The sequence below is a fragment of the Nocardiopsis quinghaiensis genome, from assembly GCF_008638365.1.
In the GTDB taxonomy this organism is placed as follows: Bacteria; Actinomycetota; Actinomycetes; order Streptosporangiales; family Streptosporangiaceae; genus Nocardiopsis; species Nocardiopsis quinghaiensis.
Window position 1 is genome coordinate 1 of the sequence record NZ_VWVU01000048.1, and the last position, 15,714, is coordinate 15,714.

Below are 15,714 nucleotides of genomic sequence, written 5' to 3' on the forward strand. Positions count from 1 at the left end.
TGGTCGCGACCCTGCCCCCCGCCGAACGCGAACGCCTGGAACCCCTGCCCCCCAACGTCCGCGCCGTCGAGTTCGCCCCCCTGCACGCCCTGGCCGCGACCTGCTCGGCCGTCATCAACCACGGCGGGGCGGGCACGGTCCTGTCCATGCTCGACCACGGCGTCCCCCAGGTGATCGTGCCCCGTATGCAGTTCGACGAGAAACTCATGGCGGCCGGAGTCGGGCGCGCGGGAGCGGCCGTGGTCCTCACCGGCGGGACGGTCGGCGGAACACAGGTGCGTGAGGCGCTCGACCGGGTGCTCACCGACCCGGCCTACGCGCGGGGCGCGGCCGGGGCCAGGGACCGGATGCGCGAACTCCCCTCGCCCAACGAGGTGGTCGGCACGCTCACCGGGCTCGTGCGGGAAACCGCGGGGGAAGCGCCGAAGCCGGTGGACGCGGTCGGTTCCGCGGGGACCTGAGTATTTCCGGACCGCGCGCCGCCGTGTTCAGAGCGGGCCGTTTCCCGCGATGCGGGACGTCTTTCCTCCGGTGTTGCTACTGTGGTCCGCCAATATCCTTATGGGGATTTAGTGGTTTTATTTCGGCGTGAGGAAAAGGGGTAATGGAGAAGGTAGTAGCGGTAGTCGGGCTGACCAAGTCCTACGGTGACGTGAAGGTCGTCGACGATGTGAGCTTCTCGATCGGTGAGGGGGAGGTCTACGGTCTTCTCGGGCCCAACGGTGCGGGAAAGACAACGACCATTTCCATGGTCATGGGAATCCTCCGCCCGGATGCCGGCGAGGTGTCGGTCGGCGGGATCCCCCACGGCCCGGAGGAGATGAGGACCAAGGCGCTCATCGGCTTCGTACCCCAGCAGAACGCCCTCTACGAGGACCTGACCGCCGTCGAGAACCTCCACTTCTTCGCCAAGCTGTACGGGATCCCCAGGGCCGAGGCCGGTGGACGGGTCGACGAGGTTCTCGCCGCGGTCGGGCTCACCGACCGCGCGAACGAGGCGGTGTCGCAGTATTCGGGCGGCATGGCCCGCCGCGCGAACATCGCCGCCGGCCTGATGAACCGGCCACGGTTCCTCGTCCTGGACGAACCGACCGCCGGTGTGGACCCGCAGAGCCGCAGCGCCATCCTCGAACACGTACGCGCTTTGGCGGACAGCGGTGTCGCGGTGCTCTACACCACCCACTACATGGAGGAGGCCGAGCGGCTCTGCGACCGGATCGGCGTCCTCGACGATGGTCGCCTCGTCGCCGAGGGCACCCGTCGGGAGCTCGTCACCCGCCTGGGAGAGCGCGACAGGATCGATCTGGCGGTGGACGGTTCCGCAGGGGACGCCGCCCGGCTGCTTGAGGCGCTGCCGGGAGTGCACGCCGCCGCGGCCAAGGACGGCGGCGTGGAGCTCTCGGTGGACAACGCGTCCGAACTCTCGCCGGCGATCGTGCGCACGCTGGCGGAGGAGGGGTTCGAGATGCGCTCCCTCCAGGTGCGCGAGCCCGATCTGGAGGCGGTCTTCCTGAGCCTCACCGGCAAGGCGTTGAGGGACTGAGGGATATGCGCGTCATAGCGGCCATCACGGCCAAGGACCTCAGACAGCGGCTGAAGGACGGCTCCCTCCTTCTCTTCGGTCTCGTACTGCCGCTGGGAATGGCGTTCCTCTTCGCCCACCTCCTGGGTGACGGACCCGGCGACGGCCTGGACATCCGCTACCTCGTCGTCGACTCCGACGGGGGAGGGCTCGGCGGGGTCTTCGTCGACGACGTGCTGCGCCCCCTCGACGAGGACGGCGTCATCTCCCTGGAGGAGGCCGCCGACACGGAGGAGGCGGAGCACCTCGTCGAGGAGGGCGAGGCGGACGCGGCCTTCCTCCTCCCCCAGGGGTTCAGTGACACGGTCGCCGGTGGCGACCGGGCCGTCATCGAGATCGTCGGATCCGCCGACTCGGCCGTCCAGGTCCAGATCGCCAGGGAGATCGCCGACTCGTTCGCGGTCGAGGCGGACGCCTCCAGGACCGCGGTCCTGGAGGCCCTGGAGGCGGGAGCCGACGAGACGCCCGAGGCGCTCTCCCAACGGGTCCGGGAACAGCCCGCGCCACTGTCACTGGTCGACGACACCACCGCCGACTGGAGGGAACTGGACACCGCCACCTACTACGCGGCGGGACTCGCCTACTTCTTCCTCTTCTTCGTGGTGATGTCGAGTGTCACCGGCATCCTCGACGAACGCCGGGACGGGACCCTCGCCAGGCTCCTGGCGGCCCCCGTCCGCCGTTCGGCCATCCTGGCGGGCAAGTCCCTGAGCGCCACCATCGTCGGCGCGGCCGGACTGTTCGTCCTCGCGGCCGTGTCCAGCCTGGTGCTGGGCAGCCAGTGGGGACCGCTGCCCGGGGTGGCCGCCCTCGTCGTGTCGGGGACCCTCGCGGCGGTGGGCATCACCGCCGCCGTGGTGACGTTCTCCAGCTCGTCGGAACAGGCGACCAACCGGATCTCCGTGGTCGCGTTCGGCCTGGGACTCCTCGGCGGAGGGCTCTTCCCCGTCGCTCAACTCGGTGCCCTGTCCGTACTGAGCTTCGCCACGCCGCACCGCTGGTTCCTCCACGGACTCGCCGAACTGGGCGGCGGCTCGTTCGCGGCCGTCCTCGTCCCCGTCCTGGTCCTGTCGGCCATGGCGGTGGTGACGGGGGCGCTGTCGCTGTTCCGACTGGGAAGGATGCTGAACGCATGAAGCTCGCGGCGATCGGTTTTCTCAATCTGAAACGGGTCTTCAGGGTCCGGTCCAACATCTTCTACATCCTGTTGGTGCCGTTCGTGATGGTGCTGATGCTCGGGCTGATGTTCGGCGGTGACCAGCAGCAGCGCCTGGGGGTGGTGGAGGGGGGTTCCGGAGAGCTCTCCCAGCGCCTCGTCGACGAACTCGGCTCCGGCGGGTACGTGGACGTGGTCCGGCTCCCGGACGCGGAGACGATGCGGGTCTCGGTCGAGCGCGGCGAACTGCACGGCGGAATCGTCATCCCCGACGACTACGACGAGGCCGTGTCGGAGGAGGGCGGTGCCGACGTGCGGTTCGTCGCCAGGGAGGGCGACACGAACGCCCTCGACCTGAGCGCCTCGGTCCGTTCCACGGTCCGGGACGAGGCCGCCACCCTGCGCGCGGCCGCCTTCGTGGCCGAGGAGTCGGGCGGCTCCTTCGAGGAGTCACTCGCCGCGGTGGACGAGGCGTCGGGGACGGGCATCGCGGTGGACGTACGAACCACCGGTGACTCGCTCTTCCCCCCGGGGGTCGGGTCCTTCGACCTGTCCGCGCCACCGCTGCTGCTGCTCTACACCTTCCTCACCGCCCTGACCACCGCGAGCGCGCTGGTGGGCACCCGCCAGCGGGGCATCTCCCAACGCATGTACGCGACCCCCACCCCGGTGCGGACGATCCTGCTGGGAGAGCTGGCCGGGCGGCTGCTGATCGCCCTGACCCAGGCACTGGTCATCATGCTGGGCACGGCCCTGGTCTTCGGGGTCGACTGGGGGGACCCGCTCGGTGCCACGGCCGTGCTCCTGCTGTTCAGCCTGGCCGGGGGAGGCGCAGCCCTGCTGCTGGGAGGCCTGGCCCGGACCGAGGCCGGCGCGGGCTCGACGGCCCTGATGCTGGGGCTGGGAGCGGGGGTGCTCGGTGGTACGGCCATACCCCTCGACTCCTTCGGTGAGGGGATGCGGCAGGTCGCCCACCTCACGCCGCACGCCTGGGGGTACGACGCCTTCGCCGCGCTGGTCCGCCACGGGGCCGGCGTCGGGGAGATCCTTCCCCAGCTCGGTGTGCTGGCCGGCTTCGCGGCGGTCCTGATGACCGCCGGTTTGCTCGCCATGCGCAGGGCCGTACTGCGCTGACGCACCGTCGGCGTGCGGGGAGTTCCGCACGCCGACGGTGCGTCAGTCGATTCGGCGGAAGCGCAGTACGGCGAGTGCGAGGAAGAGGCCGGCCGCGCCGGCCACCAGGAGAACCTCCGTGGCGATGTCCAGCCGGTGGCCGAACCAGTACATGCCCGGGTTGAACAGCTCGTGCACGCTCTCGGAGGCCGACACATGGCCGAAGACCGCCTGGCGCATGGGATCGACCGTGTAGCTGACGGGGTTGTACAGGGCGAGCCGCGCCAGCCACGGGGGGAGCACGCCCACGGGGAAGAGCGCGCCCGAGAGCATCACCATCGGCATCACGAGGAGCTGGGACACGCCGAAGTACGACTGGGTGTTCTGGCTCAGCGCCGCGACCATCACGGCGAAGGCGGACACCGCGAGTGCGCAGACGAAGGTCAGCAGGACCAGCCGCAGCATCAGGCCCGGATGGTAGGGGACGCCGACGAACCCGCCCAGCGCGATGACCACCGCTCCCTGCCCCGTCGCCAGCAGGGCGGTGGCCACGACCTTGCCGAGGGCCAGGGAGGCACGGCTCACGGGTGCTACGAGCATTTCCCGGAGGAACCCCGAGTCACGGTCGGCGATGACGGAGGACGCGGAGTAGACGGCCGCGATGACGACGGTCATCGTGATGACCCCCGGGAACATCGCGGTGTCCAGACCGACGTCGTCCGGCAGGTCGGGGAGCAGGGCACCGAAACCGCTGCTGACCACGAACAGCCACAGAAGCGACTGCAGGAACAGTGAGAAGGGCCGGCCCCATTCGTGCAGGGTGCGGATCATCTCGCGCTTGACCATGACGTTCACCGCGCGCAGGCCGTGGGCCACACCGCCCGGAGGCGTGTACCCGTGTCCCCCCGCCCGTGCCTCGGCCGCGGTGGTCGGTGCGCTCATCGCGGTGCCTCCGCGCCGACGAGTTCGTCCAGGAAGGCGACCCCCTCGTCCCACGCCTCGCGGTCCACGGCCACGACGGTGACGTCGTGCAAACCGTCCCCGTCGGCCACGTACTCGATCAGGGTCCCCTCGTTGCGCGTCTCCACCGGCACGTCGCGGAACACCCGTGCCTCCCCTCCGACCGTCCACACGTAGACCTTGCGGATCCGGAACATGGAGAAGGCGTAGTTCACCGTCAGCGCGGCGGTGGCGGCCACGGTCCTCGCGTCGACGGCCGGGAGCAGGAACAGCTCGGCCCTGACATGGCCGTTGGCCAGGTCCAGCGTGTGCAGGCCGACGACGCCCACCGCCTCCTCGGAGTCATCGGGTACTACGGTGAACTGGGCCGCGTACTCCTCGGGATCCTCGGGCAGGAGCTGTGACAGGACCTCGGCACTGGGAAGGCCGTCGTATCCGCCGAGTACCCGGTGCAGGTCCTCCGGACCATGGACACGGCACGCGCGCAGCTCGACGCCCGGCACCCGGGTGTGGGGAAACAGCATCGGGACTCCTTCGGGCGCGCCGCACCGCGGCGGCGCGCGGACGTGCGGGCCACCGGGCCCGCGGGGTCATCGCTGTGCGCACAGCATCGCGCTGATGCTGCGCACGTCCCGGAAGTTGGCGGCGCTGATGTGCTCCAGGGGCACGGCGCCCGCGAACTCCCGATGGATGAAGTTCAGGAGGATGGCCGAGTTCAGCGAGTTGAGCACGCCCCACTCGACGAGGGGAGAGGTCTCCTCCAGCTCTCCGTGGGGGTCCCCGTCCAGGAACCGCTCCCTGACGAAGGCCATCAGCCTCTCCGTGACCTCGTTCCGCTCCAGGGCCTCGTTCACGACATACCTCCGTTCGCCGCCGTGTCCGCGAGGCGGGCTGCCAGCGCGGCACGGTCGGTCTTGCCGTTGCGGTTGTGCGGCAGCGCCTCCACGAAGCGCACCAGGTCGGGGACCATGTGGGGCGCGAGCCGTTCGGACGCGTGCCGCTTGACCGACAGCACGCCCATCCCCGTGCCGCGCGGCACGACGAAGGCCACCAGCCGGGCGTCGAGGCCGGTTCCGGCTCCGACCACGGCCACCTCCTCCACCGCCGGGTGCGTACTGAGCGCGGCCTCCACGTCTCCGGGTTCGACCCGGTGCCCCCGGACCTTGAGCATCGAGTCCGCGCGGCCCACGAAGTCCAGCGCACCGTCGGGCAGGACACGCACGATGTCACCCGTGGGGTGGGGGCCGCGCAGGGGTTCGTGGCCCCAGTATCCGGTCATGAGTGTGGGGCCCTCCACGTGGAGTCCGCCCTCCTCACCGGGAGCGGCCGGGCGCCCGTCCTTGAGGACCAGCAGGCTGCTGCCGCAGCTCGCGCGTCCTATGGGTACCGGTCGGTCCCTCTCCAGGTCGGAGGGCGTCACCTCGTGGAAGGCGCACACGTTGGTCTCGGTCGGTCCGTACAGGTTCAGGAGGCGGGCCGCCGACCAGCGCGCCAGGGCGCGGACGCGGTCTATGGGGAAGGGCTCCCCGGCGAAGAGGACGGCTCGCAGCCCGGGGGGCGGGGGCCGGTCGAGCAGGCGGCCCTCCCGCATCATCAGGACGAGGGCCGACGGTACGGAGTACCAGACGCTGATCCCCTCCGCGTGCACGAAGTCCACGAGGGCTACGGCGTCGTGCGCGAGGTACTCCGGCACCAGGCTGACCGCCGCCCCCGCCCGGAAGGCCGCGTAGAGGTCGAGGACCGACAGGTCGAAGCCGAGGGAGGCGTGGTTGGCGAACACGTCGTCCTCGCGGGCGTCCAGCTCGGACGCGGCCCACCCGACGAACGCGAGCGCCGCGGAGTGGCTCACGACGACTCCCTTGGGCGTGCCCGTCGAGCCGGAGGTGTAGAGGACGTAGGCCGGGTCCTCGGGCCGGGGCCCCCGGCGGTGCCCCGCCCCGCGGGGCCCGTCCTCCCGGGCGGTGCCGGGGGCGACCATCCGCACACCCGGCAGGGCGTCGGGCGGGAGCGTGTCGAGCAGGTCCTCCGGGGCCAGCACCGCGCTCGCGGTGCAGTCGCGCGCGATCAGCGCCACCCGCCTCGGCGGCACACCCGCGGAGACGGGCACGTAGGCCGCGCCCAGGCGCAGGACGGCCTGGGTGGAGGCGACCAGGTCGGCGGACTTGGCGGACCACAGGACCACCCTGTCGCCGGCCTCCACCCCCCGTTCGGCGAGCGTTCGCGCGATCGCGTCCGCGCGCAGGTCCAGTTCGCGGTAGGTCATCCGTCCCTCGGGCGCCGAGACGGCCGTGGCGTCGGGCCTGCTCCGAGCGGCTCGCCCGACCAGTTCGTCCAGGGTCACAGTCCCAGTCCCCTCGCGATGACCTCCCGCTGGATCTCGGAGGTTCCCGAGAACAGCGTCCCGGGCACCGAGTCCCGCAGTTGGCGCTCGACGGCGCTCCCGGCCAGGTAACCCTCCGCGCCGCGCAGGTGGAGCGCGTCCAGGGCGTTGGCCACCGCGGCCTCGGTGACGGCGAGCTTGGCCGAGGCCACCGCGGACGGTGCTTCGCCCCGGTCCCCGTCCAGCAGCCAGCAGGCGCGCTGGAGCAGCAGCCGCGCGCCCTCCAGGCGCTGGTGCATGTCCACCACCCGGTGGGAGACGGCCTGGAAATCGGCGAGGCGGTGCCCGAACTGGTGGCGGAGCCGGGCGTGGGACACGGCGTCGCGCACCTGCTGTTCCATCGCGCCCAGGTAGATGGCGGGCAGGCAGGCCCGTTCCCACGCCATGGCGTGCTGGAAGACCGCCGACCCCTGACCCTGTGCCCCGATCCGCAGGGAGGCGGGGAACCGGCAGTCACGGAACTCCACCGCCGATGCCGGGCAACCGTGCAGGCCCATCTTGGAGTGGGCCGCCTTCACCTCCACCCCGGGGGCGTCGCCCGGAACGGCGAACGCGGTCGTGGCGAACGGGCCGCCTCCCGGGTCGGTGGTGGCGTACACGACGAACACGTCCGCCAGCGGGGCGTTGCTGACGAACGTCTTCGTGCCGTTGAGGACGTAGGAGTCCGCGTCCCGCCGGGCCGTCGTGGCGAGGTTCCCGACATCGGATCCCGCCTGCGCCTCGGTGATGGCGTTGGCCAGTACCAGGTCTCCGGAGACGGCTCCCGGCAGCAGGGCGGTACGCAGCTCCCCGCCGCCGAAGTCCCGGACCGGTACGGCGCCCGCCAGCAGGTGGGCGGCGACGGCGAAGGCGAGTCCGGTGTCGCCGGAGCCCGTGCTCAGGTCCTGCAAGCCCTGAGCGGTGTCCAGGGCGCCCAGGCCCCCTCCTCCGAACTCCTCGGGAAGGCACAGTCCGGTGAAGCCCGCGGCGGCCGTGCGGGACCACTCGGACCGGTCCACGTGGTCCGAGGGGCCGTTCCGCGGCTCGCCGCCGAGGGCCTCGGCGGCGGTGCGCAGGTCCTCGGACCGCCGCCGCTGTTCCTGGGTGAGGTCGAAGTGCACGTGTCCCCCTCATCCGGTCCCGGCGTCGTCCAGGATCTCGACCACGGCGCAGGAGACCGTCACTCCCGAGCCGATGCCGCCCAGGATCACGTGGTCGCCGGGGCCCACCTGCCCGGTCGTCACCAGATGGTGCAGGCCGATGAACGGGTCGCTGGCGCCGATGTGTCCGATGTGACGGGAGTAATCCCAAGTGGACTTGGACATGGGCATGGCCAGAAGCTCCATCCAACGGTGCTCCATGTCGTCCGGGCCGAGGCTCGTGAAGGCGGCGCGTGTGAGGTCGGTGTACGTGACGCCCGCCTCGGACATGCTCCGGCTGACGGCGAGGAGCATCTTGTGGTGCAGCCTGATCCACAGCTCGGACTCGGTCCCCTGCTCGGCGAGGTGGGCGCCGAACTCCTCCTCGCGCGTGACGAAGTCCACCGGCGCCCCTGTGGTGGCCGCCGGGGGGAAGAGCGGTTCGCCGAACCGGTGCGTCTCCTCCAGTTCGGCGACGGTCATCGAGTTGACCGAGAGCACCCTGGCGAACCCGGGGGCCCGGGTGAGCACCAGGGCGCTGGCACCGTCACCGAAGAAGGAGGGGCCCGCGGTCCAGCGGTTCATCCGCGGCGTCCCGTAGTTGTCGGAGGCCACGATCAGTGCCGAGCCGGAGTCCCCGGGGCACTGCGCCAGTAGGGGCGCGGCGAGCTCCAGGCCGCCGAAGACGGCGTTGCAGCCCTGACGGATCTCCAGTGACAGGGCGTCGCCCGTGCCCAGGCAGCGCTGTAGGTAGGACTGGGGAAACCAGCCGTCCGGCCCCTGGTGCCAGGTGTCCGCGTACAACAGCAGACTCAGGTCCTCCGGGGAGACCCCACCGGACTGGTCCAGGGCGGCCCGGGCGGCCCGGAGCGCCATCTCCGGGGCGGGGAGGCCGTTCGCCACCGCCGCCCCGGTCATGTCCCCCTCCTTGACCAGTTCGGGAGGGCACAGCCCCTCGCCGACCGCCGTGTCGGTGCTGACGGTGTCGGGCACGAACACGCCCAGACCGCTGAGGAACAGGTCCTTCGTCCGCAAGACTGGCTCCACCTTTCCCGCTCGGCTCGTGTGCTTCGCACGTCGTCAGGAGTCTTCGTGCGAGGCCTGTCCCTGCGCGCTCCACGTCTGCTGCGCCAGCTCTCCCGCGAAGAGGAGGGGGATCCACTGCGGCGGCAGCGGGCGCAGGACGAAGGTCGCGTAGCCCAGTGCCGAGCGGTACCCGTGCAGCCAGGCACGCCGGTAGCTGCTCATCGTCAACAGGATCCCCGGCGTGCTCACGCCGGGGACCTGCTGTTCCCCGGCCCCCCTGAGGTCGTCGAGGGCCCACCTCGTCAGGCCCTCGACGCAGGCCCAGATGAAGTCGTCCCACTCCTGCTCGGTGCTCTTGTGCCCGTAGACCGGGGCCCAGCCCGCACAGGCGATCATGTCGACGGCCTGCTCGAAGGGCATGTGCGTGTCCCGGTCGACGTCCAGGATCCGCAGGCACTCCTCGTCCGGCTCGTGGTTCCACAGTCCCTGGCCGATGATCATGCGGCCGTCGTTCTTCAGGTACGGGCGCAGGTGGTGCAGCATCGGCTCCAGCCCGCCGAAGGCCTCGGACAGGCCGGCGCAGACGACCAGGTCGAACCGCTCGTCCGGCAGGTCCTTCAGGGCGTCGCCCGTACGGAAGTCCGTGCGGTCCCCGACTCCCCGGTCCGCCGCCTCGGCCCGAGCGCGCTCGATGAACGACTCCACCATGTCCACCCCGACGCACGTCGCCTCCGGGTAGGACTCCAGGATCTTGAAGACCCACCCTCCCAGCCCGCAGCCGACGTCCAGGACGCGCGGGGCCGGGCCCAGGCGCGTGCGTTCGAGGACCCGGCGTACCGAGGTGTCGTCGAGCGGGTTCAGGATCGGGTGGATGTCGTGGGTCTGGTTCCAGACGGACTCGTCACTGGCGATGTCCATCTGCCAGGTCATCGTTCGCTGCGGCATCGGGGCCTCCGGATCGGGGGTGGTGCACGGGCCTCAGGCGGCGGGCGCTTCACTCGTGGGCGGTGTCGACTCAGAGATCACGGTGCGCGCGGCCCGCACCTCGGCGGCCAGGGGACGGTCCTGTGCCAGGGGAGGGCAGGCGTCCGCGAGGCGTCGCCACACGCCGTCCTCGGGGACCGGGTGACCGAGGAGGGCAGCGTACTGGGCGGTGCCCACCGCCAGGGAGGCGATGACGAGCCAGCCCATCTCCACCGCCTCGGCGACGGCGTTGGCACCGTTCAGCGCCATGGGTACGTGGTCCTGGTTGCCGTTGTTCGTCGGCAGGGCGGTGAGGGAGGCGGGGTAGACGAGCTGCCGTATCCGGGAGACGAAGGAGGTCGCGCTGATCTGCACGCCGGCCAGGCCGCTGCTGCCTCCCGGATCGGGCGTCAGCATGGGGTTCACCCGCCCGTTGGTCGTGGGAGAGCAGAACAGGGCGAGCTGGCGCTCGGCCAGGTAGGCGATCTGCTGCAGGCACAGGCCGATCTGGTCGGAGGCCAGGGCGACGGGCATGGCGTGGAAGTTTCCGCCGTGCAGGATCTCTCCGTCCACGCACACGGGGTTGTCCGTGCAGCCCGACGCCTCACGCGCGAGGACGGCCCCGGAGGCCTCGACCTGGTCGAGGACCGCGCCGATGACCTGGGGCGCGCAGCGGATGCTGTAGGGCTCCTGGAGCGGCCGGGAGGGGGAGCGGTCGAACTCCCGGGGCAGCTCCTCGCGGATCCAGCGCGCGGCCGTGAGCTGTCCCACCTGCCCCCGTGCCAGACCGATGCCCTCGTGGAACGCCTCGGGGTTCGCCCCCAGGAGGAAGGCGTTGCGTCCCGTGAGCATCGCGGTGGCGCGTGCCAGCCGCATGACCTCCGTGTGGTTGTGGACGCTCTGGGCCAGGCCCACACTCGTGCCGTTGACGAAGGCGAGCGCCTCGCGTGCGCGCCACTGGACGGGGGCGGCCCCCAGGTCGGCGAGGACCTTCTCCGCGGGGCGGATCCGCCACCCGGCGTCCTCGCGCACCCATGCCTCCCCCCGGCCCGCGAAGGCGAGCGCGGCGTGTGCGAGCGGTTGGAGGTCGCCGCTGGCGCTGACCGAACCGTCACGTGGGACGCAGGGGGTGAAGCCCCGGTTCCACAGGTCGGCCAGGGTGCGCCAGAACCCGGGTGAGACGGACGAGTGGCCGCGGCGCATGCTGGAGAGGCGAAGCGAGACGACGAGCCTGGAGACCTCGGGCGGCAGGGGGCGCCCCTGGCCGGATCCCAGGTGGGCTATCAGCCCGGCGCCCTGCTCCAGGAGCGAGTCGGAGGCTCCGTAGTCGACCAGCGGGCCGAAGCCCCGGGTGACGCCGTAGACGGCTTCGCCGCGTGCCAGCTTCTCGTCCAGCACACGGGAGCTTCCCTCCATCCTCTCCACGTCCTCGGGCCCGAGTTCGAGCCGGGTGTCCCAGCCGGCCGCGCGCAGGATGTTCCACGGGTCGGCCTCGGGCCGGTCGCGGCCGATGGGTTCGGGAGCCGTCGGTCGGGCAGTCACGTGTGTTCTCCCAGGTCCGTCATGAGGGGCTCTTGTCGCAGTCTCCGGAGCTTGCCGGTCTCGGAGCGGTCGATGCGCTCGACCACGCGTATCCGGCGCGGGCGGACCGCTAACCGGGAGAGTGCCGTGTCCAGCGAGGAGGGGGAAGGCCCTTCCCCGGGACCGGCGGCGATGAGGAGTTCGAAGTGCTCTCCGGCCAGGTCGTCCCGCACGGGCACGCAGGCGAGGTCTGCGCAGGACAGGGCCTCGCGCAGCGGCTCCTCGACGGCGTCGAGGTCCAGCCGGAGACCGTTCACGTTCACCAGCCGGTCGCGTCGGCCGGAGAAGCGGAAGCTCCGGTCGCCGGTCACCCTGACGTGGTCGTCGAGACGGCACTCGTCTGGAGGGGCGCCGCCCGGGGGGAACGCGAGCCGGGGGCCGCGTACGCGCAGGGGTTCCTCCACATCCCCCCGGGAGCGGGGGAGGACGAATTCCACGTCGTCGAAGAGGGTCCAGTCCTCCCCGGAACCGGAACCGAACAGGCGGCGAGTGGCCACGCCGCCCGACTCCGTGGAGCCGAAGACCTCGGTGAGCACCGCGTGCTCGGACTCCTCCAGGACCAGCCTCCCGGCCGCGGACGGCAGGGAGGCGGTGCTGTGCAGGATCGCCAGCCTCTCCGAGGACCGGATCCAGGCCCGTCGCCTGCTGAGGATCTGGAAGGCCCACGGGATGGCCATGACCGCCCACCGCCGGTGGAGTCCCTCGGGGGGCATGCGGCCGAACTGGGGCCGGTACCAGACGGGCAGGCCGAGCCGGGCGGGGACCAGGACGCTGACCAGGGTCCCGTAGAGGTGGCGCGGGGGAGCGAAGCTCAGGACCGCCTCGGGGGCCTCCCCACGCACCAGGTCGGCCAGCAGCCCGGCCTCGGACCAGGCCTGTTCCCAGGTCCGGTGCCAGGGGCGGCCCCCACCGGAGGTGGTTCCGGAACTGCGGAACTCCAGGACGGGGCCCAGGGCGTCGGCGAGGAGGTCCTCGGGGTCGCGTACGCGGTCCCACCGCACCGTCCAGGAGTTCTCCACCAGGGCGTCGGAACGCAGTCCGGATCCGATGAACGCCGCGGGCGTGAGTTCCTGGTAGGACATGGCTGCTCCTCCGGAGGTCGGGGAATGGTGTCGGCGGTCGCGGAGCGGGCCGCCGGTGCCTGTCCCGCTGGCGGGACATCCGGGCGCCGCGCGGCCCCGTGCCTCACTCCCGGGCCGGCTCGCCGAGGATGTCGAGGTCCACCCGCTTGCGGAGGGGCTCCCACCAGCTCCGGTTCTGGGCGTACCACCGGATCGTCCCGGCGAGCCCCTCCTCGAAGGAGAGCCGGGGGCGGTAGCCGAGTTCCCCGGTGATCTTGGAGGAGTCGAGGGAGTAGCGGCGGTCGTGCCCCTTGCGGTCCTCCACGAACTCCACGGAGGACCAGTCCGCTCCCAGCGCGGACAGGATGGTCTCCGTCATCCGCAGGTTGGACATCTCCGTGTCCCCGCCGATGTTGTAGACCTCCCCGGGCGCGCCCCTTTCCGCGACGAGGGCGATACCCCGGCAGTGGTCGTCCACGTGGACCCACTCGCGCACGTAGCGCCCGTCCCCGTAGACGGGTACGGGGAGGCCGTCCATCAGCCGGGTGATGAACAGCGGTATCAGCTTCTCCGGAAACTGGTAGGGGCCGTAGTTGTTCGAGCACCGCGTCACGCAGACCGGTAGGCCGTAGGTCTGGTGGAAGGCGCGTGCGAAGTGGTCCGAGGCCGCCTTGGAAGCCGCGTACGGCGAGTTCGGCTCCAGCTTCTCCCGCTCCGTCGACGAGCCGGAGGAGACCGACCCGTAGACCTCGTCCGTGGAGACGAGGACCACCTTCTCGACCCCGGTCGCCAGGGCCGCGCCCAGCACGGTGTAGGTGCCGACGACGTTGCTGCCGACGAAGTCGGTGCCGTCCGCGATGGAGCGGTCGACATGGGTCTCGGCGGCGCAGTGCACGACGATCCGCGCGTCGCGCGAGACCCTCTCCACCAGCTCGCGGTCGCAGACGTCCCCGTGCACGAACTCGAAACGGGGATCGTCCATGGCGGGCGCCAGGCTCGACAGGTTGCCCGCGTACGTCAGCTTGTCCAGCACCACGACCTCACGGACGCCGAGGCCAGGATATTCTCCCGAGAGCATTCGGCGGACGAAGTTCGAACCAATGAAACCCGCCCCCCCGGTGACCAGTATCCGCATGCGCGCTTACCTTCGCTAAGAGTCGTCCCAGAGTTCAGCAAAATTCATCACGTACTGGCCGTAGGCCGAGTGCTGCATTTCCGCGCCCAAGTTGTAGCACGCGCCGGAGTCGATGAAACCCATACGCAGGGCAATCTCCTCGATACAGGCCACGCGGGTGCGCTCCTGTTTCTCCAGGGAATACACGTACTGTGAGGTTGACAGAAGGGATTCCGGCGTTCCCGTGTCCGCCCAGGATATTCCGGGGGGCAGGGTGATGATCGATGACCGCTTCTCTTCCAGGTAGGCGGCGTTGACGTCGGTGATCTCCAGTTCCCCGCGGGGGGAGGGGCGCACGTTCCTGGCGACCTCCGACGCGTTCCCGTCGTAGAGGTAGAGGCCGGTGACGGCAAGGTCCGACTTGGGGGCCGGGGGTTTCTCCTCCAGGGAGAGGAGGTTCCCGGACCCGTCCACCTCCGCGATCCCGTACCTGTGGGGGTCGGACACGGGGGAGCCGAACAGCACGCAGCCGTCGAGCCGCTCGCGGCCCGCCCACAGGTGCTCCTGGAGGGTGCTCCCGTGGAAGACGTTGTCGCCGAGGGCGAGCGCCGCGGGGGCCCCGCCGAGGTGGCGCTCGCCGAGGACCAGGGCCTCGGCGATCCCCCGGGGCTCCTCCTGCGGGAGGTAGGAGAGCTCCAGCCCGAGCCGTCTCCCGTCTCCGAGCAGCTCGGTGAAGAGGGGCAGGGCGGACGGGGCCGAGATCACCAGGATCTCCCGGACGCCGGCCTGCATGAGCGTCGCCAGCGGATAGTAGACCATCGGCTTGTCGTAGACGGGGACCAGCTGTTTGGAGATCGAATTCGTGATCGGTTGGAGACGGCTTCCCGAACCGCCAGCCAGGATTATCCCTTTCATTTTGCCTTCCCGGTGTCCGAGGTTGACGATGCCCAGTGCGAAGTCGGCAGGCGAAGCGGATCGGAGTTTTCCTACCACACTTTGATGTGGTATTTACGGGGCAGGGCGACAGGTGGTGCGCACTCTACGGCAATGGTTCTACAGAAATCTGCCGGAAGGTCAACCGCGCTCCGCCGGAGGATCAATGGGCGTCGCGGTTCGTTCGGGTCCGGTGCTCCGTTTAACGGGAGTTCCGGGAGCGGGGCACCTCGCCTACGATCCCTTTCATCGCCAGGACTGTCCACTAGCCGAGAGGGAACATAGAACCATGCGTGTTCTGATCGCCACGTACGCGGATCCGGTCGGTTTTTCGAGCATGGTGCCGTTGGCCTGGGCGCTGCGCAACGCCGGACACGAGGTCCGGGTGGCGAGTCAGCCCGAACTGGTCGAGGACATCGTCACCTCAGGCCTGACCGCGGTGTCGGTCGGCCGGGACCACTCCTTCGGGGACCTGGAGTCGTGGGCCAACGAGGACGGCGGCCAGGAGGGGGACGAGGAGGAGTTCGACCTCGCGGAGGACCGTGCCGAGGTCCTGACCTGGGACTACCTCAGTTGGGGGTTCTCCGAGTCGGTCAACTGGTGGTGGAAGGTGGTGAATGATCCGATGGTGGAGGATCTGACGTTGTTGTGTCGTCAGTGGCGTCCGGATCTGGTGTTGTGGGAGCCGGTGTCGTTCGCGGGGGCGGTGGCCGCTGAGGCGGTGGGT

The 15,714-nt window shown here is 70.7% G+C and carries 15 protein-coding genes and 1 pseudogene; 5 read left to right on the forward strand and 11 right to left on the reverse strand.

The features are described 5' to 3' along the window. The 4 genes from FYX01_RS25675 to FYX01_RS25690 all read left to right on the forward strand — a co-directional run. The coding region (locus FYX01_RS25675) for a glycosyltransferase (protein WP_317846092.1) at positions 1-461 on the forward strand (461 nt) is incomplete at its 5' end. 143 nt (positions 462-604) lie between these two features. After that, positions 605-1,543: an ABC transporter ATP-binding protein gene (locus FYX01_RS25680; RefSeq protein WP_150246375.1), complete on the forward strand. Its 939-nt coding sequence runs from the start codon at positions 605-607 to the stop codon at positions 1,541-1,543. Between the two features lie 5 nt (positions 1,544-1,548). After that, a complete protein-coding gene (locus tag FYX01_RS25685; RefSeq protein WP_150246378.1) occupies positions 1,549-2,718 on the forward strand; it encodes an ABC transporter permease in 1,170 nt (389 codons plus the stop codon). Further along, positions 2,715-3,872 carry an ABC transporter permease gene (locus FYX01_RS25690; protein WP_150246381.1) on the forward strand — a complete coding sequence of 386 codons (1,158 nt, stop codon included), beginning with the start codon at positions 2,715-2,717 and terminating at the stop codon, positions 3,870-3,872. Before FYX01_RS25685 ends, FYX01_RS25690 begins: the two co-directional genes overlap by 4 nt. 42 nt (positions 3,873-3,914) lie before the next feature. Here FYX01_RS25690 and FYX01_RS25695 read toward each other — a convergent pair whose 3' ends face one another. The 11 genes from FYX01_RS25695 to FYX01_RS25745 form a co-directional block, all read right to left on the reverse strand. After that, a complete protein-coding gene (locus FYX01_RS25695; protein ID WP_150246385.1) occupies positions 3,915-4,793 on the reverse strand; it encodes an ABC transporter permease in 879 nt (292 codons plus the stop codon). Further along, on the reverse strand, positions 4,790-5,335 hold the full coding sequence (locus FYX01_RS25700; protein ID WP_150246388.1) for a hypothetical protein: 546 nt from the start codon (positions 5,333-5,335) through the stop codon (positions 4,790-4,792). Before FYX01_RS25700 ends, FYX01_RS25695 begins: the two co-directional genes overlap by 4 nt. A 66-nt stretch (positions 5,336-5,401) precedes the next feature. Next, positions 5,402-5,665 (reverse strand): acyl carrier protein, encoded by a 264-nt coding sequence (locus FYX01_RS25705; RefSeq protein WP_223830654.1) that lies wholly within the window; start codon positions 5,663-5,665, stop codon positions 5,402-5,404. After that, a complete protein-coding gene (locus FYX01_RS25710; RefSeq protein ID WP_150246391.1) occupies positions 5,662-7,152 on the reverse strand; it encodes an amino acid adenylation domain-containing protein in 1,491 nt (496 codons plus the stop codon). Before FYX01_RS25710 ends, FYX01_RS25705 begins: the two co-directional genes overlap by 4 nt. Further along, positions 7,149-8,291 (reverse strand): acyl-CoA dehydrogenase family protein, encoded by a 1,143-nt coding sequence (locus FYX01_RS25715; RefSeq protein WP_150246394.1) that lies wholly within the window; start codon positions 8,289-8,291, stop codon positions 7,149-7,151. The genes FYX01_RS25710 and FYX01_RS25715 overlap by 4 nt, the downstream gene beginning before the upstream one ends. A 9-nt stretch (positions 8,292-8,300) precedes the next feature. Further along, a complete protein-coding gene (locus FYX01_RS25720; protein WP_223830655.1) occupies positions 8,301-9,344 on the reverse strand; it encodes a ketoacyl-ACP synthase III family protein in 1,044 nt (347 codons plus the stop codon). A 45-nt stretch (positions 9,345-9,389) separates the two neighbouring features. After that, positions 9,390-10,280 (reverse strand): SAM-dependent methyltransferase, encoded by an 891-nt coding sequence (locus tag FYX01_RS25725; protein ID WP_150246396.1) that lies wholly within the window; start codon positions 10,278-10,280, stop codon positions 9,390-9,392. Positions 10,281-10,313: 33 nt separating this feature from the next. Further along, positions 10,314-11,840 (reverse strand): aromatic amino acid ammonia-lyase, encoded by a 1,527-nt coding sequence (locus FYX01_RS25730; RefSeq protein ID WP_223830656.1) that lies wholly within the window; start codon positions 11,838-11,840, stop codon positions 10,314-10,316. Beyond that, positions 11,837-12,961, reverse strand: coding sequence for a class I adenylate-forming enzyme family protein (locus FYX01_RS25735; protein ID WP_150246399.1), 1,125 nt, complete (start codon positions 12,959-12,961; stop codon positions 11,837-11,839). Before FYX01_RS25735 ends, FYX01_RS25730 begins: the two co-directional genes overlap by 4 nt. Before the next feature lie 103 nt (positions 12,962-13,064). Next, positions 13,065-14,075, reverse strand: coding sequence for a dTDP-glucose 4,6-dehydratase (gene rfbB, locus FYX01_RS25740; RefSeq protein ID WP_150246401.1), 1,011 nt, complete (start codon positions 14,073-14,075; stop codon positions 13,065-13,067). Positions 14,076-14,090: 15 nt separating this feature from the next. Then, positions 14,091-14,969, reverse strand: coding sequence for a sugar nucleotidyltransferase (locus FYX01_RS25745; protein WP_150246404.1), 879 nt, complete (start codon positions 14,967-14,969; stop codon positions 14,091-14,093). A gap of 307 nt (positions 14,970-15,276) precedes the next feature. Between FYX01_RS25745 and FYX01_RS25750 the strand changes: the two are divergent. Continuing rightward, positions 15,277-15,714 (forward strand): annotated as a pseudogene (locus FYX01_RS25750) (activator-dependent family glycosyltransferase); the annotation flags it as partial.